General features: G+C 56.3%; 22 protein-coding genes. 14 read left to right on the top strand and 8 right to left on the bottom strand.

The window, feature by feature from the left end:
- Positions 1–2 precede the first annotated feature (2 nt).
- The 4 genes from V6936_RS06535 to V6936_RS06520 are packed head-to-tail and all read left to right on the top strand — an operon-like array spanning position 3 to position 2,838.
- The gene (locus tag V6936_RS06535; RefSeq protein ID WP_301607217.1) at positions 3–1,196 is read left to right on the top strand and encodes an IscS subfamily cysteine desulfurase; all 1,194 of its coding nucleotides are present in this window, start codon (positions 3–5) and stop codon (positions 1,194–1,196) included.
- The gene (locus tag V6936_RS06530) at positions 1,193–1,576 is read left to right on the top strand and encodes an iron-sulfur cluster assembly scaffold protein (RefSeq protein ID WP_131071566.1); all 384 of its coding nucleotides are present in this window, start codon (positions 1,193–1,195) and stop codon (positions 1,574–1,576) included. Before V6936_RS06535 ends, V6936_RS06530 begins: the two co-directional genes overlap by 4 nt.
- Before the next feature lie 53 nt (positions 1,577–1,629).
- Positions 1,630–1,953 carry a HesB/IscA family protein gene (locus tag V6936_RS06525; protein WP_003801383.1) on the top strand — a complete coding sequence of 108 codons (324 nt, stop codon included), beginning with the start codon at positions 1,630–1,632 and terminating at the stop codon, positions 1,951–1,953.
- Between the two features lie 6 nt (positions 1,954–1,959).
- Complete coding sequence (locus V6936_RS06520; protein WP_059317753.1) at positions 1,960–2,838, top strand: methylglyoxal synthase; 879 nt, start codon at positions 1,960–1,962, stop codon at positions 2,836–2,838.
- Between the two features lie 327 nt (positions 2,839–3,165).
- On the opposite strand, the gene lysS is transcribed toward V6936_RS06520, so the two are convergent.
- The 5 genes from lysS to infA form a co-directional block, all read right to left on the bottom strand.
- Positions 3,166–4,689: a lysine--tRNA ligase gene (lysS, locus tag V6936_RS06515; RefSeq protein WP_131071567.1), complete on the bottom strand. Its 1,524-nt coding sequence runs from the start codon at positions 4,687–4,689 to the stop codon at positions 3,166–3,168.
- 11 nt (positions 4,690–4,700) lie between these two features.
- On the bottom strand, positions 4,701–5,438 hold the full coding sequence (locus tag V6936_RS06510; protein WP_059317751.1) for an SDR family NAD(P)-dependent oxidoreductase: 738 nt from the start codon (positions 5,436–5,438) through the stop codon (positions 4,701–4,703).
- Positions 5,439–6,543, bottom strand: a protein-coding gene (prfB, locus tag V6936_RS06505; protein WP_131071568.1) for a peptide chain release factor 2 whose coding sequence is annotated in 2 segments (ribosomal slippage) — positions 5,439–6,461 and positions 6,463–6,543 — 1,104 coding nt in all. Because the reading frame shifts where the segments join, the coding sequence is not laid out codon by codon here.
- A 113-nt stretch (positions 6,544–6,656) separates the two neighbouring features.
- Positions 6,657–8,366, bottom strand: a complete 1,710-nt coding sequence (locus tag V6936_RS06500) for a methyl-accepting chemotaxis protein (protein ID WP_059317750.1) — start codon at positions 8,364–8,366, stop codon at positions 6,657–6,659.
- Positions 8,367–8,478: 112 nt separating this feature from the next.
- Positions 8,479–8,751, bottom strand: coding sequence for a translation initiation factor IF-1 (infA, locus tag V6936_RS06495; protein ID WP_003801377.1), 273 nt, complete (start codon positions 8,749–8,751; stop codon positions 8,479–8,481).
- 693 nt (positions 8,752–9,444) lie between these two features.
- Here infA and V6936_RS06490 point away from each other — a divergent pair.
- A complete protein-coding gene (locus V6936_RS06490) occupies positions 9,445–10,356 on the top strand; it encodes a DMT family transporter (protein WP_059317749.1) in 912 nt (303 codons plus the stop codon).
- Between the two features lie 116 nt (positions 10,357–10,472).
- On the opposite strand, the gene V6936_RS06485 is transcribed toward V6936_RS06490, so the two are convergent.
- Positions 10,473–11,405: a bile acid:sodium symporter family protein gene (locus V6936_RS06485; RefSeq protein WP_301607224.1), complete on the bottom strand. Its 933-nt coding sequence runs from the start codon at positions 11,403–11,405 to the stop codon at positions 10,473–10,475.
- Between the two features lie 348 nt (positions 11,406–11,753).
- On the opposite strand from V6936_RS06485, the gene V6936_RS06480 reads away from it, so the two are divergent.
- The 7 genes from V6936_RS06480 to V6936_RS06450 all read left to right on the top strand — a co-directional run bounded on the left by V6936_RS06480 (position 11,754) and on the right by V6936_RS06450 (position 17,288).
- Positions 11,754–12,677 (top strand): DMT family transporter, encoded by a 924-nt coding sequence (locus V6936_RS06480; protein ID WP_003801371.1) that lies wholly within the window; start codon positions 11,754–11,756, stop codon positions 12,675–12,677.
- A gap of 149 nt (positions 12,678–12,826) precedes the next feature.
- Positions 12,827–13,006, top strand: coding sequence for a hypothetical protein (locus V6936_RS06475; protein ID WP_336579611.1), 180 nt, complete (start codon positions 12,827–12,829; stop codon positions 13,004–13,006).
- An 18-nt stretch (positions 13,007–13,024) separates the two neighbouring features.
- The gene (locus V6936_RS06470) at positions 13,025–13,303 is read left to right on the top strand and encodes a ShlB/FhaC/HecB family hemolysin secretion/activation protein (protein ID WP_442892568.1); all 279 of its coding nucleotides are present in this window, start codon (positions 13,025–13,027) and stop codon (positions 13,301–13,303) included.
- Between the two features lie 2 nt (positions 13,304–13,305).
- Positions 13,306–14,916 (top strand): hypothetical protein, encoded by a 1,611-nt coding sequence (locus V6936_RS06465; protein ID WP_301607228.1) that lies wholly within the window; start codon positions 13,306–13,308, stop codon positions 14,914–14,916.
- Positions 14,913–15,386, top strand: a complete 474-nt coding sequence (locus tag V6936_RS06460; RefSeq protein ID WP_252606373.1) for a hypothetical protein — start codon at positions 14,913–14,915, stop codon at positions 15,384–15,386. Before V6936_RS06465 ends, V6936_RS06460 begins: the two co-directional genes overlap by 4 nt.
- A gap of 241 nt (positions 15,387–15,627) precedes the next feature.
- Positions 15,628–16,029, top strand: coding sequence for a hypothetical protein (locus V6936_RS06455; RefSeq protein ID WP_336579609.1), 402 nt, complete (start codon positions 15,628–15,630; stop codon positions 16,027–16,029).
- A gap of 287 nt (positions 16,030–16,316) precedes the next feature.
- On the top strand, positions 16,317–17,288 hold the full coding sequence (locus tag V6936_RS06450) for a dienelactone hydrolase family protein (protein ID WP_301607470.1): 972 nt from the start codon (positions 16,317–16,319) through the stop codon (positions 17,286–17,288).
- Positions 17,289–17,372: 84 nt separating this feature from the next.
- Here the strand turns inward: V6936_RS06450 and recJ are convergent, their stop codons facing one another.
- Positions 17,373–19,097 carry a single-stranded-DNA-specific exonuclease RecJ gene (gene recJ / locus V6936_RS06445; protein ID WP_059317743.1) on the bottom strand — a complete coding sequence of 575 codons (1,725 nt, stop codon included), beginning with the start codon at positions 19,095–19,097 and terminating at the stop codon, positions 17,373–17,375.
- Positions 19,079–20,026 carry a hypothetical protein gene (locus V6936_RS06440; protein ID WP_059317742.1) on the bottom strand — a complete coding sequence of 316 codons (948 nt, stop codon included), beginning with the start codon at positions 20,024–20,026 and terminating at the stop codon, positions 19,079–19,081. Before V6936_RS06440 ends, recJ begins: the two co-directional genes overlap by 19 nt.
- 42 nt (positions 20,027–20,068) lie before the next feature.
- On the opposite strand from V6936_RS06440, the gene V6936_RS06435 reads away from it, so the two are divergent.
- Together V6936_RS06435 and V6936_RS06430 are read left to right on the top strand one after the other, a co-directional pair.
- Positions 20,069–21,343, top strand: coding sequence for a lipoprotein-releasing ABC transporter permease subunit (locus tag V6936_RS06435; protein ID WP_240208791.1), 1,275 nt, complete (start codon positions 20,069–20,071; stop codon positions 21,341–21,343).
- A complete protein-coding gene (locus V6936_RS06430; RefSeq protein ID WP_240208790.1) occupies positions 21,336–22,049 on the top strand; it encodes an ABC transporter ATP-binding protein in 714 nt (237 codons plus the stop codon). The genes V6936_RS06435 and V6936_RS06430 overlap by 8 nt, the downstream gene beginning before the upstream one ends.
- Positions 22,050–22,055: the final 6 nt, after the last annotated feature.

The following is a 22,055-nucleotide window of genomic DNA, read 5'->3' as shown; positions in this document are numbered from 1 at the left end:
GTATGAGTCGCGCTCAGCGTATCTATATGGATTATGCCGCCACCACACCGGTAGACCCGCGTGTGGCCGACAGCATGATCCCCTGGTTGACGGAACGATTTGGCAACCCTGCCTCCAGCAGCCATCCTTACGGGTGGGATGCCGAAGAGGCGGTGGACCAAGCGCGCCGCCAGGTGGCCTCGCTGATCGGAGCGGAGCCGCGCGAGATCGTGTGGACCTCGGGGGCGACCGAGGCCATCAATTTGGCGTTAAAAGGGGCCGCCCAGTTTTATCAGGCCAAAGGCCGCCATATCATTACCTTCCGTACGGAGCACAAGGCCGTGCTCGATACCTGCCTGGCCTTGCAGGATGAAGGGTTTGAAATCACCTTTCTGGATGTACTGCCCAATGGACTCATTGACCCGCAGGTGTTTGCACAAGCCATTCGCCCAGACACGATTCTGGCCTCGGTCATGCTGGTCAATAACGAGATTGGCGTGATTCAGGATGTCCAGGCTTTGGGAGCTGTCTGCCGTGAGCACAAGGTGCTGTTCCATGTGGACGCAGCCCAGGCGACCGGTAAGGTGGCGATCAATGTGCAGGAGTGGCCGGTGGATCTGATGTCCATGTCGGCACACAAGACCTACGGCCCCAAAGGGATTGGCGCCCTGTACGTTCGTCGTAAGCCGGCGGTGCGTCTGAAAGCGCAGATCCATGGCGGGGGCCATGAGCGCGGTTTTCGTTCCGGTACTCTGGCAACGCATCAGATTGTCGGCATGGGGCGAGCTTTTGAGCTGGCTGCCCAGGAGATGGATCAGGACAATCAGCGCATTACGGCGCTGCGTGATCGTTTATGGGCGGGGCTGCAAAGTATCCCGGATCTTTACCTGAATGGAAGCTTGGAGCAGCGCGTTCCGCATAACCTGAATATCAGCGTGGATCATATTGAGGGTGAAGCCTTGATGATGGCCTTGACGGAGCTGGCTGTGTCCAGCGGTTCGGCCTGTACGTCGGCTAGCCTGGAGCCCTCCTATGTGTTGACCGCCCTGGGTCGTAGCGATCAGTTGGCGCACAGCTCCTTGCGTTTAAGTCTTGGCCGGTTCACCACCGAACAGGAGGTGGATGACACGATCGCCGCCATCGCCCGTGTGGTCGAACAGCTGCGGGCCATCTCGCCCTTGTGGGATGAGTCTGCGTCGGAGCCGTGCGCACAATGAGATATAGTGACGCCGTCATGGAGCATTTTCTGCACCCGCGTCATGTGGGTGTCATGAACAGCAGTGATGCTGATGTCGGGACAGGGGAGGCGGGTAGCCATGAGACCGGGGCTGTCATCCGTATTCAGCTCAAGGTATCCGACCAGGGCCAGATTCAGGAGAGCTGTTTCAAGGCATATGGTTGTGGTTGCACCATTGCCGCTGCGTCGTTTGCCGCCCAGTGGTTGCAGAATCGCAGTCTGGAGCAGGCAGCCTGCTTTTCGTCCGCGGACGTGCAGCAGGCGTTGGAATTGCCCCCGGTCAAAGTGCATTGTGCTTTGTTGGCCCAGGAGGCGGTTCAGGCCGCCGTTGCCTCGGTGCAGAACAAAGGCGTGTTTTAGTTGTCCAAGCCTGAAGGCTGATTGTGCTTCAGGTGTATAGAAAGGAACAGATTATGTCTATTTCTCTTACTCAGCCCGCCGCAGAACATATCCAGCGTCATTTAAAAAAGCGTGGTGGCGGCTTGGGGCTACGTTTGGGTGTGCGCCTGACCGGTTGTTCGGGTCTGGCGTACAAACTGGATTTTGTTGATGAGCCGGTAGAAGGCGACCAACTGTTTGAAGAGCACGGCGTTAAACTGTTTGTTGATCCCAAAAGCCTGCCTTTCATCGATGGCACGCGTCTGGACTATGGCCGCGATGGCCTCAATGAAGGTTTCAAGTTCATCAATCCAAACGAGAAAGCCTCCTGCGGGTGTGGCGAATCGTTTACCGTGTAGGAACTCATGTCATTACGTTTCGGTTTGGCGGCCAATCAATTGCACCATGATTCGGCAGATGCGGCTCTGTTTCAGTGGTTGCGGCGTTCGGCCAGCGGTATTCGCGAATTGGAGATTGAGCTCTATACGGTAGGGCGTACCTGCAACGCGATTGAGCGTTCGGGCCTGCTGGAAGGTTACGGCGGCCTGGTTCGCTATCCCTACGGTCGTGATGGAGGGTTGATGAAACTGGTTGCCCGGGTGACGCAAAACCCGGACGGCACGCCGCCGTTTGATGGCGCCATTTACTTGATCGACCCGGTGGACCCTTCTTCCATTTTTCCGGAAGCCCTGGCGCTCAAGCGTCAGTGCATTACGCATGGTCGACCCTTTATCTCCACCTTGATGGGGGCCATTGAATGGATCGAAGTAGAGCGTGTCAGCCGCGGTTTGTGGCCAGACTCGAGCTGCAAACGTATTTTCGACTTCCCTAATCAAACCTTGGCCCTGATTGCGCATGATGCCCTCAAGGAGAAAATGGTTGATTTTGCCAGCAAGCATTTTGACCTGCTGTCGCGATTTGGGCAGCGTGTGGGGACGGGCACGACCAGTCGCTTGTTAAACGAGTTGGCCTGGTCCAAAGGCTGGCCCAAGGAAACACCTTGGATTCAGTCTTACTTGAGCGGCCCTTTGGGTGGCGATGCACAAATTGCGGAGCTGGTCTTGGAAAACCGTTGCCAGCGAGTGATCTTCTTTGAAGATCCGCACGTGGCGCGCCAGCACGAAGCCGACATTCAGTTGCTGGAACGCGCGGTGCGTGTGGTGGCGGATAAAGCCTCGTGTTTTTCTTCGCCTGAAGTGGCCCATAAATGGGCGCAGGCGGTGATGCGCTTGCCGGTGGATTGAATGCGCTGTCCGTACAGGCACCGCACGATGTATTGATCGTTGAGCAGACAACAAAAAGGACGCGTTAAGGCGTCCTTTTTGTTGTCCGGGAGGCATGGAGTGCACCAGGCAAGGGGGCATCCAACCTGGCTGTTGCGGCTTGACGAGGTGCTTCGGTCGATTCGGTATGCCGAATTACACCAGAGTCAGTGGCTCAACGAGCGAACATGGCTGTCAGGGTTGCGATGTTCAATCGCCCAGCGCTGTTCACCAAGACGCTCGCCCGGGCCGTTGCGCCGCTTAAACGCGGCGCGGCGGCCCGGGCGAGAGCCGAGTCTGGCGCAGCGATCAGTCTTCGCGACGCAGGTGAGGGAACAGGATCACATCGCGGATCGCGGGGCTATCGGTCAACAACATGACCAGACGGTCGATGCCGATACCGCAGCCGCCTGTAGGAGGCATGCCGTACTCCAGTGCGCGGATGTAGTCGGCGTCGTAGAACATGGCTTCTTCGTCGCCAGCATCCTTGGCTTGAACCTGGGCCTGGAAGCGAGCTGCCTGATCTTCAGGGTCGTTCAGCTCCGAGAAGCCATTGGCGATCTCGCGGCCAGTGATGAACAGCTCAAAGCGCTCGGTAATGCCCTCCTGGGTATCCGAGGCCCGTGCCAATGGCGATACTTCCACGGGGTAGTCCACGATGAACGTAGGGTGCCAGAGCTTGGATTCCGCAGTTTCTTCAAACAGAGCCAGTTGCAGGGCGCCCAGACCCGCATCGCGCAATGGCGGCGCATTCACGTCCACTTTCAAGCGCGCCAGCTCGGTGCGCAGGAACTGAAGGTCCTGCAACTGCTCCTGGGTGTAGGACGGAGCGTACTTCATGATCGCACCGGTGATGGTCAGGCGATCAAAGGGCTGGCTCAGGTCCAGCTCGCGCTCCTGATATTGCAGGGTTGCCGTGCCACAGGCGCTGATCGCTGCTTCGCGAATCAGATTTTCAGTGAAGTCCATCAGCCATTGGTAATCGGTGTAGGCCGCGTAAAACTCCATCATCGTGAATTCGGGATTGTGACGGGGGCTGACACCTTCGTTACGGAAGTTGCGGTTGATCTCGAACACGCGTTCAAAACCGCCCACGATCAGACGCTTCAGATACAGCTCGGGAGCGATACGCAGGTACATTTCCATGTCCAGCGCGTTGTGATGCGTGATAAAAGGCTTGGCCGAGGCACCACCCGGGATCGGGTGCAGCATGGGGGTTTCCACTTCCAGAAAGTCGGCCTGGGCCATGTGCTGGCGCAGACTGCTCATGACCTTGCTGCGGGCAAGGAATGTCTGGCGAGTGTGCTCACCCATGATCAGGTCCACATAACGCTGACGGTATTTCAGTTCCTGATCTGCCAGACCGTGGAATTTGTCGGGCAGGGGGCGCAGGGACTTGGCCAGCAGGCGAACGCTGGTGGCGTGTACCGACAGTTCGCCTTTATTGGTTTTGAAGACGGTGCCTTCCACAGCCAGGATGTCACCGATATCCCAGCCTTTGAATTCCGCGTAGCGTTCTTCGCCCAGTACGCCTTTGTCCAGATAGATCTGGATGCGGCCCGAGGCATCTTGCAATGTGGCAAAACTGGCTTTACCCATGACACGTTTGAGCATCATGCGGCCAGCCACTTTCACCATTTTATTGATTGCTGCCAGGGCATCTTTGTCCTGTTCACCGTACTGACTGTGCAGTTCGGCAGCGTGCACATCGGGGCGGAAATCGTTGGGGTAAGCGATGCCATTCTCGCGCAGGCGATCCAGTTTGGAGCGGCGCTCGGCGATCAGGCGGTTCTCGTCTACAACGGGTGCGGAAGTGTCTAGCGGTTCAGTCATTGTGTCAGTACTTATTCGTAGTGGCGGATGTCATCCAGAACGTGCTGGCCAAAGGCAGGGCTGTCCAGATAGCGCAGAATTTGCTTGGCTGTGTCGTCCGGGCTGCTTAGCTGCCCTTTCTGATGCAGGTCGATAAAGCGGCTCAGATTCGGGAACTGGTCGCGGGACTGGTTACGGATATGGCCTTGCATATCGGTATCCACCACGCCAGGGGCCAGGGAGCAAACGGCCAGCTCCGGGTTTTCCAGCTTCAGGGTCTGTGTGTAAAAGTCCAGCGCGGCCTTGCTGGTTCCATACACGGCCCAGCCCGATACGGGCTTGCGGCCGGCACCCGAAGAGATGTTGAGCACCTGTCGCTGGGCATCCTTGGGGGCGCCTTGTAAAAAGGCGGCGGTCAGGCTCATGACACTGGCGACGTTCAGTTGCAGCGCCTGTGTAATGGCCTGGGCATCGAGCAGGTGGCTGGCCTGCGCAACAGGATCAACCGTGCCTGCATTGTTAATGAGCACGTAGCGTTGAGCCTGGGCCTGGCTGATCAAGGCCTGCACAGCCTTGGCAGCCTGTTGTGTGCCTTCCGCGCTGGCCAGGTCCACTTGCAGATGCTGGTGCGCCCCGGGGGGCGCGTCCAGCTGCAGCTCGCTGCGGGCCAGCGTAATCAGCTGGTGGCCAGCGGCCAGCGCCTGACGCGCCAGGGACAAGCCCAGGCCACGCGAGGCACCGCTCAAAATGGTCAGCGTGGAAGCGTGCATTTAAATACCCTGTTTCAGGCTGGCCTGAATAAAGGGGTCCAGATCGCCGTCCAGTACCTTTTGCGTATTGGAGATTTCGTAATTGGTGCGCAAGTCCTTGATACGGCTTTGATCCAGCACATAAGAGCGGATCTGGTGTCCCCAGCCTACATCGCTCTTGGAGTCTTCCAGTTTCTGCTGCTCGGCCATACGGTTGCGCATTTCCAGCTCGTACAGGCGGGACTTGAGCATTTGCATGGCTTCCGCACGGTTGCGGTGCTGCGAACGGTCGTTCTGACACTGCACCACGATGCCGCTGGGTTCGTGCGTAATACGAACTGCCGAATCGGTTTTGTTAATGTGCTGACCACCGGCGCCACTGGCGCGGTAGGTGTCAATACGCAAGTCGGCCGGATTGATTTCCACTTCAAAGGAGTCATCAATTTCCGGGTAGACAAACACACTGGTAAACGAGGTGTGGCGACCATTGGACGAATCAAAGGGGCTCTTGCGAACCAGGCGGTGTACCCCGGTTTCGGTGCGCAGAAAACCATAGGCGTAATCGCCTTCAATCTTGATGGAGGCCGATTTGATGCCAGCCACGTCCCCGTCAGACTGTTCCAGAATTTCCGCCTTGAAGCCTTTGTGTTCGGCATAGCGCACGTACATGCGCAGCAACATGGAGGCCCAGTCCTGGGCTTCGGTACCACCGGCGCCGGCCTGGATATCCATAAAGCAGTTAAGCGGGTCGGCAGGGTTGGAGAACATGCGGCGAAACTCCAGCTCTTCGATCCGGCTGGCCATGGCGGCGCAATCTTCCTCGATGGCGGCAATGGTGGCATCATCATCGTCCATCGCAGCCAGTTCAAACAGATCCTGCGAGTCTTTCAGACCCTTGTGCAAGGCATCGAGCACATGCACCACGTTTTCCAGACTTTTTTTCTCGCGGCCCAGATCCTGGGCTCGTTGCGGGTCGTTCCAGACGTTGGGGTCTTCCAGTTCGGCATTGACTACGTGCAAGCGATGCGCTTTTTCATCGTAGTCAAAGATACCTCCGTAAGGCATTTTCCCGCTCCGAATAATCGGCAAGGCGGGCTTCCAGTTGATTAAGTCGTTCCGATTCCATGATTCAGCGGCTTTCCTATGTTTGAGGTGCCATGCGCACCAGCGCTGCAAAGGCGGCGCGCGGCAAACTTCCGATTTTACCCTTATCGGCGGTCTATGGCACGTATTGGCCGCTCAGGAACCGGACATTGTGCAAGCGACGGCACGATAGACGGGTGCAGAAGGGTAGGAATCTCGGTTTGATACGGTGCTTTGGGAGTGAGGCGCCGGTTCGGAGAGAGCTTGATCCAGGCTGAAATGCGCCACGACCTGTGCCAGCAACGTGGTTTGCTCCAGTTGTTCCTGGGCTGTGTGGGCGCTGTGTTCAAGCAGTTGGCGATTGCTCTGGCCTTGCTGGTCCAGATGGGTCATGGCCTGGTTCACTGAGTCGATGTGGGTGGCCTGATCCTGGGAGGCCTGTGCAATGTCGGCCACAATACGGCGCATTTCATTGACCTTGTGCTGCGTGCTGGCCATCACCTGCGCCATGCCGCGCGCCGCCGCCGAGCTTTGTTCGGTTTGTTCCACCGAGCTGGAGATCAGGGTGGAAATCTGTTGCAAGGCATCCGTGGAACGAAGGGCGAGGTTGCGTACCTCGGCAGCGACGACCGCAAAGCCATGGCCGTGCACACCGGCGCGGGCCGCTTCCACCGCGGCGTTCAAGGCAAGAATATTGGTTTGAAAGGCGATACTGCGAATGAGCTTGGTGATCTCGCTCATTTTGTGCGAGCTATCGGCAATCGCATTGATGGTCTCGAGCAGGGTGTGCGCAGCCAGATTGCCCTGTGCGACCTGGCTGGAGGTATCTTGGGCCAGATGGTCTGCCGTTTGGGCCTGCCGGGCATTTTGTCTTACGGTGTCGGCCAACTGATTCATGGTTTTGACAGTCTGGTTGAGCTCGGTCGACTGCTCCAGAATCTGTGTGCCCAGGTTCTGGCTTCCCAGTACGATCGCGTGCGCCCCTTCCCGGATCAGACCGGTTTGTTCACGAATTTGATGCACAACGGTTTGTACGCCCTGTCCGATGCCGTTCAGGGCGGTGAGCAAGGTGCCAAACTCGTCGTGACGACGCACGCTCAATTGGGCATTGAGTTTGCCTTGCGCCAGTTCCTTGGCCAGATTGGCACCCTGGTCCAAGGGCTGCTTGATGGAGCGGTACAGCAGGCGCAGTGCGACTGTACTGGCGATGAAGAACAGCGCCAGGGCGGCCAGGGCCAAACTGAAGGCGCGATCACTGCTGCGACCGGCCAACCCCAGGGACTGATCCAGGCGCTCGCTGAACTGATGCTCGAACTGGTCGAGCGTGTGGGTGATTTGGGTGGATGCCTGAATGTATTGCTGGCTGAACACCAGCACTTTGGCCATCAGGGCATTGGGCAAGGCGATCCGGATGGCGCCGTTGCTGTCTTCAAACTGGCCGCTGGCGGTTTGAATGGCCTCGAACTGAACTTGGCTCAATGCCAGGGTCTGATCATAGGCCGAGCGCAGCAGATTCTGTTCGGCCGGTTCCAGGTCCAGATCGTTGAAGCGTTCCAGCATGCTCAGGGTCACCCCCTCCTGATCCGCCTGGGCACCGGTAAACACCGCCAGCAGATGGCGGAAGTTTTCCTGGAATTCGATCTGCTCGCTGGAGACAAACGCGATAGCCTGCCGGCTCAGTAATTCGCTGATGCGTTTGAAGTCTTTGCTGAGCGCTGTGGTTTGATGGCGCTGTGCTTCCAGGTGCTTGCGTTGTTCGATGCTGTTGCTCAGGTGCTGCAGGGCAATCAGCATCAGGACTAAAAACAGGCTCAGGATTGCAAAATAGGCGATAAAGCCTGTTTTGAGCGTCAGTAGTTTTTTCAAGGCGACTCCCACAGTAAAGTGGGGTGCGCCTAAGCGCTGATGGCGTTTGTCGCACCCCTGTCAGGCACGGTTATCTTTGCATCTAATTGTGACAGGGGTGTGGCGATAGGTTTTAGCGACGCTGGGGGCTGCGACGCGGCGCGGAGCTGGGAGCGCCAACGCGTTTGGGCAGGTGGCGGAAAATAATGCGACCTTTGCTCAGGTCGTAGGGCGACATTTCCAAAGTGACGCTGTCGCCAGCCAGGATACGGATGTGGTGTTTGCGCATCTTGCCGCCTGTGTAGGCGATAACTGCGTGACCGTTGTCCAGGGTGACACGAAAGCGCGAGTCAGGCAGGATTTCGGTGACGGAACCTTGCATTTCAAGTAGCTCTTCTTTGGCCATAAATCGGGACTCCTTTAAAAATAATAATTCCCGTCTGGCCCTGCAGGGCGGGACGGGGACAGGCTCAGCCACAAGGCAGACCGACAAACCGGGTAAGGGTATCAAAGGTCCAGCCTGGGACTAGGCCCATAAAAATCGGGGCGAAACAGTGTCTGTCAGGAGCAGGGGGTTCCGGACAGGGTCGGGTTGATCAAATTGAAAACATGCCCAGCGTTCATGAGGGGAACCCGCCTGTGCAGACGGAATCTGCATACCTGAAAAGCGGGCAAAAACACGACGACTTGCCAAGAACGTAGACCTGCATTGCGCCGCCTGGAACAGGCCCATGCGGTCAACGATACGGGTTGTGGTGCCAAGTAATGCACTTGGGGCGCTTGAACAGGTCAAGCCTTATTCCCAAAAGTGGGGGTGTTTCAAGGTCGATTTACCCTGGGTAGCTGCATCTGCTGTTGTGAAAGCCAGACGAGCGTGAATGGGATGGGCCAATGGTATTCAGTCGGCGCCATGACGTGACAATTGTATGATTATAAATAATATTTATGGATTGGTCAAAGATTGACCAGTTCATGCGTGTGCAAACGGTCCGGTCCAGGCGTAGAGAGCAGGCCGCTCTTGCCTATATACTAGGCCCATCGTAACGGCGCAGCGCTGATCTGAAGAGGGATCAGATGCGCCGTTGCTGTTTTTTAGGACATGCTTGTGAGCACTCAGAAACTGACCCCTGGCACCACTGCTTTACTGGTATTACCCACGATTTTGTGGGCAAGCAATGCGATTGTAGGGCGCCTGATTCATGATCAGGTCCCTCCCATTACCCTGAATTTTTTTCGTTGGCTGGTCGCGTTTACCATTTTGCTTTTTGTGGGGCGGCAGGTGTTGCAACGCAACAGCAACCTGTGGGCCAACTGGAAGCGTTACTCCATCCTGGGTTTGCTGGGCATAGGGATTTATAACGCCTTGCAATACCTGGCGCTACAGAGCTCCTCTCCCATCAATGTGACGCTAGTCAATGCCAGCTTACCGTTTTGGATGCTGGTGATTGGGCGTTTGTTCTTCAAGTCCAGCGTGAATGGCCGTCAGTTGCTGGGCGGCCTGATGTCTTTGCTGGGCGTGCTACTGGTATTGACCCGGGCGGACTGGCAGGAACTGGTGGCGTTTCGTTTTGTGCCGGGCGACCTGTATATGGTGATCGCCACCATTGCCTGGGCGGTGTACAGCTGGATGCTTAGCACGCGGCGCCATGAGGGGGTCATCGCTCAGACCTGGGCGACAGTGGTGATGGCACAAGTCTTTTTCGGGTTGATCTGGTCGGGTGCGTTTGCCGCCATGGAGTGGAAGTTTACCGACTGGCATATCGACTGGTCCTGGGGGCTGGTATTGGCTATTTTGTATGTCGGTACCGGGCCGGCTCTGATCGCTCTCCGATGCTGGGGGGTCGCGGTCCAGCGCGTGGGTGCAGCCACCGCCGGGTTTTTCGTCAATCTGATGCCTGTCTTTGCCGCGTTGATGTCCGTCTTTATTCTGGGCGATACGCCCAAGCCCTACCATGGCGCGGCTTTTTTGCTGATTGTGGGCGGTATTTATGTGTCGTCGCGCAAGACGTAAGGGATAAGCTCGTTTGAGCGTCTAACGGTAGGTGGTAGGTGAAAGGTAAAAAGGGCGCTCTGTGGAGCGCCCTTTTCAGGTCTTGAACTCAAGTTCCTGAATGCGGCAGTGACGGCTTACTTGTCGTTGCGCATGCGGCGGAAGATTGTCGCCACCAGAGGTCCGGAAATATTGTGCCAGACACTGAAAATGGCACTGGGCACAGCGGCCAATGGCGAAAAGTGGGCACTGGCCAGTGCCACGCCCAGTCCGGAGTTTTGCATGCCCACTTCAATTGCCAGTGTTTTGCGTTGAGGTAAAGGCATGCCGCTCAGGCGGGCCAACAAATAACCGAGGAGGTAGCCCAGCGTGTTATGGATGACCACGACCGAAAATACCAGCAGGCCGCTGGTTGCGATTTTGGCCTGGTTGCCAGCCGCCACCGCAGCGACGATAGCCACAATGGCCACTACCGAGATCAGGGGCAGGGCGGCCACGCCGGCCTGGATTTTCTCACCCAGCAGGGATTGCACAATAATGCCCAGGGCAATGGGCAGAATCACCACCTGAACGATGGACCAGAACATGGCCGTGGCGCTGACTTCCAGCCATTGGCTGGCCAGGAAGTAGATCAGGGCGGGAGTCACAATGGGCGCAAGCAAAGTGGTCACCGAAGTGATGGCTACTGACAGGGCCAGGTCGCCACGAGCCAGGAAGGTCATGACATTGGACGAGGTGCCGCCGGGGCAGCAACCCACCAGAATCACGCCAATGGCCAGTTCGGGTGGCAGAGAAAAAGCGTAGGTCAAAAACCAGGCCAGGGCGGGCATGATGATGAATTGACCCAGTACGCCGATGGCCACCCGGCCGGGCCGGACAAACACTTCGGCAAAGTCCTGACGTGACAAGGTCAGTCCCATGCCGAACATGATGATGCCCAGAAGTGGAACAATATAGGCGCCCAACCAGCGATAGTGGTCGGGGAAGTAGTAAGCCAGAATGGCAAACAGGAGAACCCAGATGGCAAAGGTATTGCCAACAAAACGGCTCAGGCGGGCGATAGCCTGCATGATCAAATTTCCTTCAAGGAGCACGGCTGGCCGGTAGGCTGGCACGATGCGGATTAGTCTGTGACGGGGAGCAGCATGGATCGGGCCGGATTGGCCCGGCCCTACATCGCAATCCTGCTTAAGGACTGGCGACGCGACGTTCCGCAGGGGTGGGATAAAACGCTGGCAACACAGTGCCGTACAGCAGATCTGGGTAAGGTCAGGGGTACAGGCGGCGGTGAGCGAAACGGGCAACATGGCAGGCCATGTCTTTTATCCAGGAAGGTCGAGCTCGGGCGTATTGTAGACCCTGGTCACCGTGGTATTTTGATTAGCTGCCTGGCGAATGTGTGTATTAGGAGAGGGTGGGTGAAGAGAGCGGGATCACGTCTGACGGCCTACGCGTGTTTGGCCTTGTCCATGTCCTTGGTGGGCAGTTATATCGCCCTGACGCGGCCCCTGGTCGCAGCGTTGCCAGTGTTTTTGCTGGCCTGGCTACGCTTTGGCATTGGCGCAATAGCCATGCTGCGCTGGGTACGCAAACCATCGACGGAGCCCGCACTGGACCTGCGTACTCGAGGCCTGATTTTTCTGGAATCCTTCCTGGGCAATTTCCTCTTCACTCTTTGCATGGTGACGGGCATCAGCATGACCAGTGCGGTCTCTGCGGGCGTTATTTTGTCGGCCATCCCTGGCATGGTGGCCTTGTTCAGCTGGTATTTTCTAAAAGAAAGCATAGGACCGCGTACGTGGGCGTCTTTGGTCTTGGGCATGGGGGGGATTGCTTTGTTGGCTTGGGTGCAGGCTGATGAGCACGGGGTGGATCAATTGGAGCCAGGGAAAGTGTGGTTGGGTAATGCACTGATTTTTTGTGCGGTCCTGTGCGAATCGGCCTACGCCGTTATTGGCAAACGCCTGACTGCCATGCTTAGCCCCAAACGTATCAGCGCGATCATTAATCTCTGCAGTTTGGCCCTGATTACGCCACTAGGCTTATACGCCGCCTGGGATTTTGATTTCACGGCACCGGCAGGCTGGATCTGGCCGCTGCTGGTTTTTTATGCTTTGGCCGCCAGTGTCTGGACGGTTTGGCTGTGGATGACGGGTGTGCGCTCCGTGCCTGCTTCGCAAGCTGCAGTGTTTATGGTGCTGATGCCGTTAGGCACCGCAGCAGTGGGTGTGCTGGTGTTGGGGGAGAGCTTCACCACCGTGCATGTGTACGCTTTCATCCTGGCTTTGGCGGGCTTGGTGCTCGCGACTTTGCCGCAGCGTTCAGAAGCCAGATTGTCCTGATGGCTAGCCATTCAAATTGTCCTGATTCGTAAGTATTTCTATAGGGTATTACTGTCGCGCCTATCATTTGTTTACTCGGGTATCATTAGCCCCGCCAGTTTCCTGGTATTAGAAAAAAATATTGATGCTTACGAAAAGGGATATGGGTGATGAGGGGCACGGTTTGGCCCAAGAGGTGGCCTTTGCTGGTTTTGTTTGCGCCGTTTGTTCCTGCCTTGGCGCAGACACAAAATGGCATGGCGCAAGAGTTGTTGCGACAGCAGGAACGGGAACGTGTCCTGCGTGAGCAGCAAGAGAGCCTGCCTGATGTGCGTTTGCCGCCTGTGTAAATCCCCGCTCCCGAGCAATTGCCTGACAAGGAAAGTCCTTGTTTTCCTATTTCACAGATCGGGCTGGAGGGGGATCAGTCCCAGCGTTTTATTGGTGGCCGTTACTCGGTGCGTGGCTTTGATGGTGAGCTGATGCTCATGGGTGAGCGTGGCTGGGCCTGGCACAATGAAATCGGTGTATCAGTGGGTGCTTATTATGGTCATGTGGGTGGGCCGTCCACAAGCTGGCTTCAAGAGCGCAACTTAGCGGGTTCCGTGATTGGGCTGGGAGCAGGTGCCTGGCACCACCTTGCCTAACCATGGCGGCCAGCGGCAAGAGTGGCAGCACCACGTCTAGCGGTATTAGTGGCGCCCAAATCACCATTACAGATCAAGCTAAGCAACAGCTTCTGACAGGGGAAACACTGGATGAGCGTCTGGCCAGTTTGAACCGTGACGTATTGACGAGCCAGGACGGCAGCAATGCTCTTAAGCCGATTTTTAATGAGCAGGAAATTCAGGCGGGTTTTGAAATTGTCGGGGCTTTGCAACGTGAGACCGGCGTATTCCTGAACAATCGGGCCAAAGACGCCACAGCCGCCAAGAATGCATTGGATCGTGAGCGGAGCAAGCCGGAAGGTGAGCGTGATCCTGCCCGTTTGGCGGCGCTTGAACAACAGCTAAAAGCCACGGCAATCTGGGCCCCGGGTGGTGCAGGCCGTCAGGTGCTGACAGCCCTGGCGGCGGCCGCGGGGGGCAATGTGACAGGCGCCTCCTCACAGTTTGCCCAGAATCTGGTGGTCAATTACCTGCAACAGCAAGGGGCCGGGTTTATCGGCGGCTTAGTTAAAGATGGCACATTGACCGAAGGCAGCGCCTTGCATGCCGCCTTGCATGGTGTGCTGGCATGTGCGGGAGCGGCGGCCAGCGATCAAGCTTGTGCTGGCGGGGCACTAGGCGCTGCAAGCAGTAGCTTGTTGACCAATCTGTTCCTGGATCAACCGGGAGAGACGGCGCAGGCAAAAGAAGCGAAGCGCAATCTGATTGCAACGCTGATGGCCGGTATCAGTGCAACCGGTGGTCTGGAGGCGGCTACCGCCACCAACAGCGCCATTGCTGCTCTTGATAACAACTATCTGACGCAATCTTCGGTCGATAAAGTGAAAGCCTGCCTGAGCGGCAAGACATGTTCCTCCGAGGAGCAAAAGAAGGCCAGCCAGCAAGAGGCTGAACGGCTCAGTCAGTTTCTAGATAAAGAAATGAATGCGCTTTGCGCGGCCAATCCGCTTGGTGATGCATGTCGTACGGCGGTCAATACGGCCACGCAGTACATTGCCATGCAAGATGCCTGGGCCTTATTGAATGGAGACGTGACTCGTTCGTCCAAAAACACCTTTGATTATGTCTACAACAGCCTTGGAGCAGAGTCGCGCTTTGCGTTGTACTACAACACCATTGATAACCGTGCGGATTTCTTTGGGGCATCGGACCTTTATGAGCAGAACATTGGTTCGGGGGCGAAGTGGTATGGGGGTGCGGAAGATGTATCGAGGAGGTTCCTGACGGGGCTGGGTGCAGATGGAAGTGGATCTAGTTACACTTTTCTGATGGGGTCTTTATTGGCTGGCGTAAATGCACCCTCCATTTATGAGTGGCGAGCAGAAGCGGGTAACTCACTGATGGATGCTGGGTTTAGTAATTTCAGCAATTTGTATAATAAAACGATTAATAATGTTGTGTCTTGGGATATCAACCAATTAATGAGCGAGCAGAAAATTCTTCAGCCAATCCATGAAAAATACCTTACCGAAAGAATTATTTTCAGAACAGCATCAAGAATTTCAGGTTTTGATATTCTGGACTATGCATCACGAGTTCGCTTTGGTTGCAAGTTACTTGGATATAGTGAAGCGCAGGGATGTAAGCCATGAGTAAGTATCCTGTATTGAGAGTCATATTGGCTTTCTCTCTCGTTCCTATGTGGGGAGGGTTGTGTATGGGATTGGCAATTCTATTCACGATGCCTGCTTCCGATACCGTAGGGATTTTGTTGAATGTATGGCTTCAGTTCGTAATGTTGCTGCTCTCTATGGCTGTTGCCCTGTTCTTTGAAGTGGTTCCCGCAGCTATCTTGGGGGCGCTTTATGCTTGGATCAAGCTAAAACGAGGGGCATTGAGTTACTTGCTCGTTTTTATATGTGGAGGTTCTACAGCCTATGCTTGGACAGAGTATGTTTTTGGGTTGGGTGGAAATGATCTATCAGCTAGATTTCAACATGCTTATCCATTAATTTTGCAGAATATACAGTCAAAGGCATTCGTATTAGGGGCAATATTTTCGCTGATAACGGCGATAGTTGTTTTGCCTCCATCTAGGGGAGAGCAAAGCTTCAGGTCGTAAAAACCATTTCAAGCGGGTCGACAAATCTGCTCTAATGGGCAGTGGCCTGGATGCAGCTACCGGCACCAACAGTGCCATTGCTGCTCTTGATAGTATTAAGGGATTTGTTTAAGTACCCTAGCGGCGAATCATTTAATTCGTCTTGTGATAAGGGCTGAGGTTTGTTTATGTTTCGACTTCTGAGGTATAGCCAGAAACAGGGGGGTAAGCCATGAGTCCGCACCCACGCTGGCGTGTATTTTTGAGTTTCTTGCTGTGCCCCGTGCTGGCCGGCCCATTTATTGGGGTGTGGCTGGCCTTGTCGGGGTCACAGACCGGGGATGAGATATGGGTGGTGCTGGTAGGCAGTATGGCAGGTGCTTTGCTGGCCGCACTCAATGCGCTTATTTTCTATGGTGTTCCAGCGCTGCTATTAGCCTTGCTCTATAGCGTAGTGCAACCTCCAAAAACAGGGCTTAGTGTCTTATTGATTACCCTTCTGGGGGCGCTGACTGCCTTATTTTGGAATATGTTTGTGTTTCCCGGTCTAAAGGATTGGGTGAGTGCGTTGTTAGGGGGCGGCACCTCATTGTTCATGGCCCTATGGGCCTTACCTGAGCAGTCTCCAAATTCGCATCTGAAAGGCACGATGTCGGACAAGTAGAGCGAAATCGACTATGAATGTTGATGTGGGATGTAAATAGGTTCTAACAAGAATTAAAGCAAAGGGCCGATCATTTTTTACACCTTGTCTCAGTAGCGGGGAGTGTGAGCAAAGAGCACTAAGGGACAAGCGGTCACGGCAATCAATAGCGTCCATAGGCCTGCCAAGCTCGGTTGAATCACACTTTCATTTATGTTGCACTAGGGATGAAGCTGCATCGTCGCCGTACCACTTGGTGACAGCAGCAAGCTTTATGTTCTGAACGAGATTTCCTGGTCGTGGTGGCGATGAAAAACAGTAGACAGAGCCTGGTGAATAATCGGATGGATGCAGAGCAGACAGCCAGCGGCTTTACGCGTAGGTCTGGTTCGCGGTTCAGGGGCCTGATTGCAGCGGCCTTGGCTTTGGTGCTGGGCGGGACCATGCTGGGAGTGGCGCAGGGAGAACCGGTGCAGCCCGAGCAGCTTAGTTTTCCTAGCCTTGATACGTGGAAGGGAGATCAGGCTTTAACGCTGGACGGATACCTGTTCAAGCCGGCCGCTCAGGCGCCTTTTCCTGCTGTTGTTATGTTTCATGGCTGCGCCGGAGCATTATCTGCCAAGACCGGGCGCATCACCCCGCGATTTACCAAAATGGCGCAGTTGCTCAACGAGATGGGCTATGCGGTGTTGATGGTGGACAGCTTTAATCCACGCGGCGTGTCACAGATATGCACGACTCCTCTTGCGGATCGGGATATCAAGAACAGACACCGGGTCTTGGATGCTTATGGGGCCTTGCAATACCTGAACTCGCGCTCCGACATTGTTAGGAACAAGATCGGCGCCATCGGGTTTTCGCACGGGGGTAGCGGGGCACTGTCGGTAATGGATGCGACAAGTGAAGCGTATAGGCGTTCGGGCCAGCAATTTGCAGCAGCAGTGGCTTTGTATCCAGGTTGCGGCTGGCAGTCGCGCAAGCGTCCCGAGTTTTCGGCGTATGGCCCCTTGCTGATTTTAGCGGGCGAGAAAGACGATTGGACGCCGGTAGAGCCCTGCCGAGAGTTGGCTACCCGTAGTCAGCAGCGCAACGAGCCCGTTGAACTGCGCGTGTATGAAGGTGCCTATCATGCCTTTGACAGCGACAATGAGGTTTACGTCCGTAAAAATGTTCCCAACGGTGTTAATGGCGAGGCAAGGGTGCATGTAGGAGCCAATCCGGCTGCCCGCGAAGCGGCCTATGAACGCATCCGCGGGTTCTTCCGTGATCATTTGAGTTAACTCATCTGGAGTGCGCTATCCCTGTGCGGCGATAATCAAGGGATAGCGAACGTTAATGGGGTGCGGGCAGGGGATTGGGTTTGGTCAGCCCGCTGGGTTGATGGGGCAGTCCTGAGCGAATTCAATAATGAATTGCACACTGACATTGCCATTCCATTCGTTTTGATCCAGGCGATAAGCGGCTTCGATATGCTCGGGCAGCAAGGCGTCACGATTGAACCAGATGGCATCGAAGTATTCGCCGTTACGCTCCAGGTTCAGTTTCAAATGCTTGTTTTTCAGCAGGCGCTGCTGGCGAACAAAGAACCGGTCGCGGAATACGGGTGCTGGGAAACCTGCCCCCCAGACTTGTTTTTGCAGCATTCCAGCCACCGTGATATTGATGTGCTCAGGCTCCAGGGAGCCGTCTGTTTCAATGACGGGGTCAAATTGGAAGCGACCAGTGAGCTCTTGCACGGCCTCATCAAAAGCCTGCACAAAGACATCGTAATTGTCCTCTTCAATCGTCAGCCCGGCTGCCATGGCGTGGCCGCCAAACTTCAGAATCAGGCCAGGATAGCGTTTAGAGACCAGATCCAGTGCATCGCGCAGATGAACGTCGGGAATGGAGCGGCCTGAGCCTTTGATTTCGCCTTCATCACCTTGGGCGAAAGCCAGGGTCGGGCGCCAGTACTTTTCTTTCAGGCGGGAGGCCACCAGACCCACCACGCCCTGGTGCCATTCAGGATGATAAACGCAGACCGTGGCGCTGGTCTCCGGCTCGGCCAGTTCAGCTGCACGCAGTGCCTCTTCGCGCATGGTTTGCTCAATCGATCGACGATCCTGATTCATCTCCTCCAGTTCGCGAGCTAAATGGGCGGCCTCGTCTTCATCGTCCGTAATCAGGCAGCGTATCCCCAAGGCCATGTCGGCCAGTCGACCCGCGGCATTGATACGTGGGCCCAAGGCAAAACCCAGATCGAAAGCACTGGCCTGGCGGGGGTCACGACCGGCCACCTGGAATAGCGCCCGTAGTCCCACTTGCATTTGGCCTTTGCGCATGCGCTCCAGCCCCTGGGTGACAATCAGGCGATTGTTGGCATCGAGACTAACCACGTCGGCCACCGTACCCAACGCCACCAGATCGGCCAGCTCGTTCAGGCGTGGGCCACCATTGGCGTCAAGAACGCCGCGTTGACGCAGCTCGGCACGCAAGGCCAGCATCAGGTAAAAAATGACCCCGACGCCGGCCAGGTTTTTGGAGGGAAAGGCGCAGCCGGGCTGGTTGGGATTCACAATTGCCAACGCGTCGGGCAACTCATCGCCCGGTAAGTGGTGATCGGTGATCAGCACCTTCATTCCTGCCTGATGGGCAGCCTCGACGCCCTCAATACTGGCAATGCCGTTATCGACGGTGATGAGCAGATCCGGCTTGCCCGAGGGGTGTTGCTCGGCCAGTTCGACGACCGCTGGGGACAGGCCGTAGCCGGTTTCAAAGCGGTTGGGAACCAGAAAGTCCACAATGGCTCCCATGCTGCGCAGGGCGCGCAGGCCTACGGCGCAGGCCGTGGCACCATCACAATCGTAGTCGGCGATGATCAACATGCGATCACGACGGGCAATGGCATCGGCCAGCAGGGCAGCGGCCTCACGGGCCTGTGTCAGCATGGCAGGTGGAATCAGATTGCGCCAGGCTGGATCAATCTGCGCGGCGTCTGTCACTCCTCGGGAGGCCAGCAAGCGGGCCATTAAATCGTGAATTCCGGCCTGTTTCAGGGCTTGGCTGGCGGCTTCTTGGACGGGACGGGTTTTCAGGATAGGGGTGACCACCACTGACTCCAGTTAGAGTGTTGTTTGAACAGGGAAAAAGGCCAGATACGGCGCGCCGCGGGACCGACGTGAGCGTAGCGGTCCAGTCCGGTCAACACCAGCTCTGGCATGGGCCCTGTGAGCAAGGGGGCAAGCAGGGTGCGATCCAATTGGGCCAGTTGTTCAAGCCAAAGCCCCCAGTCTTGCCGTATCAAGCTGTCATGCAAATCATCCACTAGATGCAAGTCCCCAGGTTCGCGGCCTAACTGCTGGCAGGACGCCCCACCAAATAGCCACAAGCTGTTGACACTGGGTAAACCTGCCTGTTCGCGCTGCCGATTGTCGGGCAGGGCAAAGGCCAGCATCTGAAATTCATTGATCAGACGACGCCAGGGGCGGGTTTGCACATCTTGAGTCCACCAATTGTTCAAATTGCTTTGACTGACCAGTTCTGTTGAGGCCGCTTGCACCGTAAAATCAGCCGGTGGTGTGACGCGCCACCATTCGGGGCTGAGATACTCGAATTGAAAGCCAGTGTCGTCCAGGTACGGAGCAATGGCCTGCAACAAGGCTCGGCTGTAGGATTCGGACAAGGCCAATTGGTCGGCGGGGATCAGCATGGCGCCCTCGCGTGACGGGGCAATGTGTACCAGTTCGGCCAGCCAGACAGGCTGATCCGGTGCTACCGAGTGGATTTGTTTCAACTGACGTAGCCGCAAAGGGGCCAGACCTGCGCTAAGATGCTGGGCTTGGTCCCCCGTAAAACCGTGGGCCTGCAACAGCCAGGATTGTGCGGGTGTACACAGGTCCGTCGCTGGGTCGCGTACCGACAGGGTGCCTGTGCCCTGAGTCAGTAGTTGAATCAGCGCAGGGGCCTTCTGGGGCAAGTGTTTAATGAGTTCGCGCGCGATGGCCGGTTCCGGCAGCGCGCCGTTGATTACGATCTGCATGACAGCGATTGTAGTGTTTTCTTTGAGGCGATAGCAGCTCGCATGGGATACGAATTTTGGATTGGGGCGCGGTATGCCGGTCTGGCCAAAGGCCGCAAACGGCGTGGCGGACACAAAGACCGCTTTGTGTCCTTTATTGCGGGCAGTTCAATGGCGGGGATTGCCCTGGGCGTGGCCGCGCTGATTGTTGTGCTCTCCGTGATGAATGGTTTTCAGACTCAGGTGCGTGATCGCATGCTCTCAGTCTTGCCGCATATTGAACTGATTGTGCGCAATGCCGATCATCAGCAGGTCTTGAACGAATGGAACGCTCTGGCGCAAAAAGCCCAGACCAATCCCGCTGTGGTGGGGTCCGCTCCGTATGTTGCGGGGCAGGGTATGTTGGTGCGCAGCAACCAGCTGATGGGGGTGCAGGTGCGCGGGATTGAGCCCGGACAAGAGAGCAAGGTGTCCGAGTTGGCCCAGCAAATGGTCATGGGCCGACTGGAGAATTTGCAACCGGGCACCTTCGGTATTGTGCTGGGTGAGCAGTTGGCCAATCAGCTGCGAGTCAGCACTGGCGACACGGTGATGTTGATGGCTCCGCAAGGCTCGATATCGCCGGCGGGGTTTTCACCGCGCATGCGTCAGTTTACCGTCACCGGTGTGTTCTCCTCGGGCTATTACGAGTACGACGCCAGTCTGGCGTTTGTGAACGTGGAAGATGCCTCGAAGATCTTTCGTGACAGCGGCAACAGCGGCGTGCGTCTGCGTATCAAAGACATGCAGCAAGCCCCTTTGGTGGGACAGGAATTGGCCAGCGCCATGCCGCGTAATGTGCTGGTGTCGGACTGGACCGCCAATAACCGTACCTGGTTTGCAGCTGTTCAAACTGAAAAGCGCATGATGTTTCTAATTCTGGCGCTGATTGTGGCCGTTGCTGCCTTTAACTTGCTGTCGTCGCTGGTTATGGCTGTCAAGGATAAACAGTCGGATATTGCGATTTTGCGCACCATTGGCGCCACGCCTAGCGAGATTGCTCGCATTTTTCTGGTTCAGGGGTCGCTGATCGGGGTGGTGGGTACCCTGTTGGGTGTGGGGCTGGGCACGCTGATTGCCTACAATATCGACGTGATCGTGCCCTTTATTGAAAACCTGATGGGTCGTAAATTCCTGCCCCAGCAGATTTATTTCATTAGTGAACTGCCATCCAATCCGCAGGTTTACGATATTGTGCTGATTGCCTTCGTTTCCCTGGTGTTGTCTTTCCTGGCCACGCTGTACCCCAGCTGGCGTGCCTCCAAGCTCCAACCTGCACAGGTGCTGCGTCATGACTGATCTTAACGCTCCCACCGTGTTGCGCGCCCGCGATGTCAGTGTTCAGTACGAAGAAGGCGGCAACACTATCCACGTACTTTCGGGTGTGAATCTGGAAGTATGCCGTGGTGAGATGGTGGCCATTATCGGGGCTTCCGGTTCGGGGAAAAGTACCTTGCTGCATGCTCTGGGTCTGCTGGATAAACCTAATTCAGGCAGTATCGAGGTCAACGGCACGCAGACGGAAAGCCTGAATGAAGGCGAGCGCAGCCAGTTGCGCAACAAGGTGCTGGGTTTTGTCTACCAGTTTCATCATTTGCTGCCTGAGTTTGATGCTTTGGACAATGTGGCCATGCCTTTGATCGTGCGACGCATGAAGCGCAAAGAAGCCCGCGAGCAGGCTCAGCAGATTTTGGAGCAGGTGGGTTTGTCGCAGCGTGTGCATCACTATCCGGGCCAGTTGTCCGGGGGGGAGCGTCAACGGGTCGCTCTGGCGCGCGCCCTGGTGACACGACCAGCCTGCGTGCTGGCGGACGAGCCCACGGGCAATCTGGATCGCTATACCGCCGAAGGCATGTTCGAGCTGTTGAGCCGGGTCAATGAGGAGTTTGGCACGGCGTTTGTGATCGTCACCCATGATCAGGCTCTGGCCTCCTTGGCGCATCGTCAGTTGCTGATGGACAAGGGGTATTTGACCCAGGAAATCAGAGCCAATCGACCGTCCTGACACCCG

This window comes from Alcaligenes sp. CHO6, assembly GCF_037120595.1.
In the GTDB taxonomy this organism is placed as follows: domain Bacteria; phylum Pseudomonadota; class Gammaproteobacteria; order Burkholderiales; family Burkholderiaceae_B; genus Alcaligenes; species Alcaligenes ammonioxydans.
This window is presented reverse-complemented; position numbering and strand designations above follow the sequence as displayed.

Excerpts from the sequence above, each read along its gene's own strand:
- V6936_RS06535 (WP_301607217.1), top strand. The coding sequence starts at position 3 with ATGAGTCGCGCTCAGCGTATCTATATGGATTATGCCGCCACCACACCG.
- V6936_RS06530 (WP_131071566.1), top strand. The coding sequence starts at position 1,193 with ATGAGATATAGTGACGCCGTCATGGAGCATTTTCTGCACCCGCGTCAT.
- V6936_RS06525 (WP_003801383.1), top strand. The coding sequence starts at position 1,630 with ATGTCTATTTCTCTTACTCAGCCCGCCGCAGAACATATCCAGCGTCAT.
- V6936_RS06520 (WP_059317753.1), top strand. The coding sequence starts at position 1,960 with ATGTCATTACGTTTCGGTTTGGCGGCCAATCAATTGCACCATGATTCG.
- lysS (WP_131071567.1), bottom strand. The coding sequence starts at position 4,689 with ATGACTGAACCGCTAGACACTTCCGCACCCGTTGTAGACGAGAACCGC.
- V6936_RS06510 (WP_059317751.1), bottom strand. The coding sequence starts at position 5,438 with ATGCACGCTTCCACGCTGACCATTTTGAGCGGTGCCTCGCGTGGCCTG.
- infA (WP_003801377.1), bottom strand. The coding sequence starts at position 8,751 with ATGGCCAAAGAAGAGCTACTTGAAATGCAAGGTTCCGTCACCGAAATC.
- V6936_RS06490 (WP_059317749.1), top strand. The coding sequence starts at position 9,445 with ATGCTTGTGAGCACTCAGAAACTGACCCCTGGCACCACTGCTTTACTG.
- V6936_RS06485 (WP_301607224.1), bottom strand. The coding sequence starts at position 11,405 with ATGCAGGCTATCGCCCGCCTGAGCCGTTTTGTTGGCAATACCTTTGCC.
- V6936_RS06475 (WP_336579611.1), top strand. The coding sequence starts at position 12,827 with ATGAGGGGCACGGTTTGGCCCAAGAGGTGGCCTTTGCTGGTTTTGTTT.
- V6936_RS06465 (WP_301607228.1), top strand. The coding sequence starts at position 13,306 with ATGGCGGCCAGCGGCAAGAGTGGCAGCACCACGTCTAGCGGTATTAGT.
- V6936_RS06460 (WP_252606373.1), top strand. The coding sequence starts at position 14,913 with ATGAGTAAGTATCCTGTATTGAGAGTCATATTGGCTTTCTCTCTCGTT.
- V6936_RS06450 (WP_301607470.1), top strand. The coding sequence starts at position 16,317 with ATGAAAAACAGTAGACAGAGCCTGGTGAATAATCGGATGGATGCAGAG.
- V6936_RS06440 (WP_059317742.1), bottom strand. The coding sequence starts at position 20,026 with ATGCAGATCGTAATCAACGGCGCGCTGCCGGAACCGGCCATCGCGCGC.
- V6936_RS06435 (WP_240208791.1), top strand. The coding sequence starts at position 20,069 with ATGGGATACGAATTTTGGATTGGGGCGCGGTATGCCGGTCTGGCCAAA.
- V6936_RS06430 (WP_240208790.1), top strand. The coding sequence starts at position 21,336 with ATGACTGATCTTAACGCTCCCACCGTGTTGCGCGCCCGCGATGTCAGT.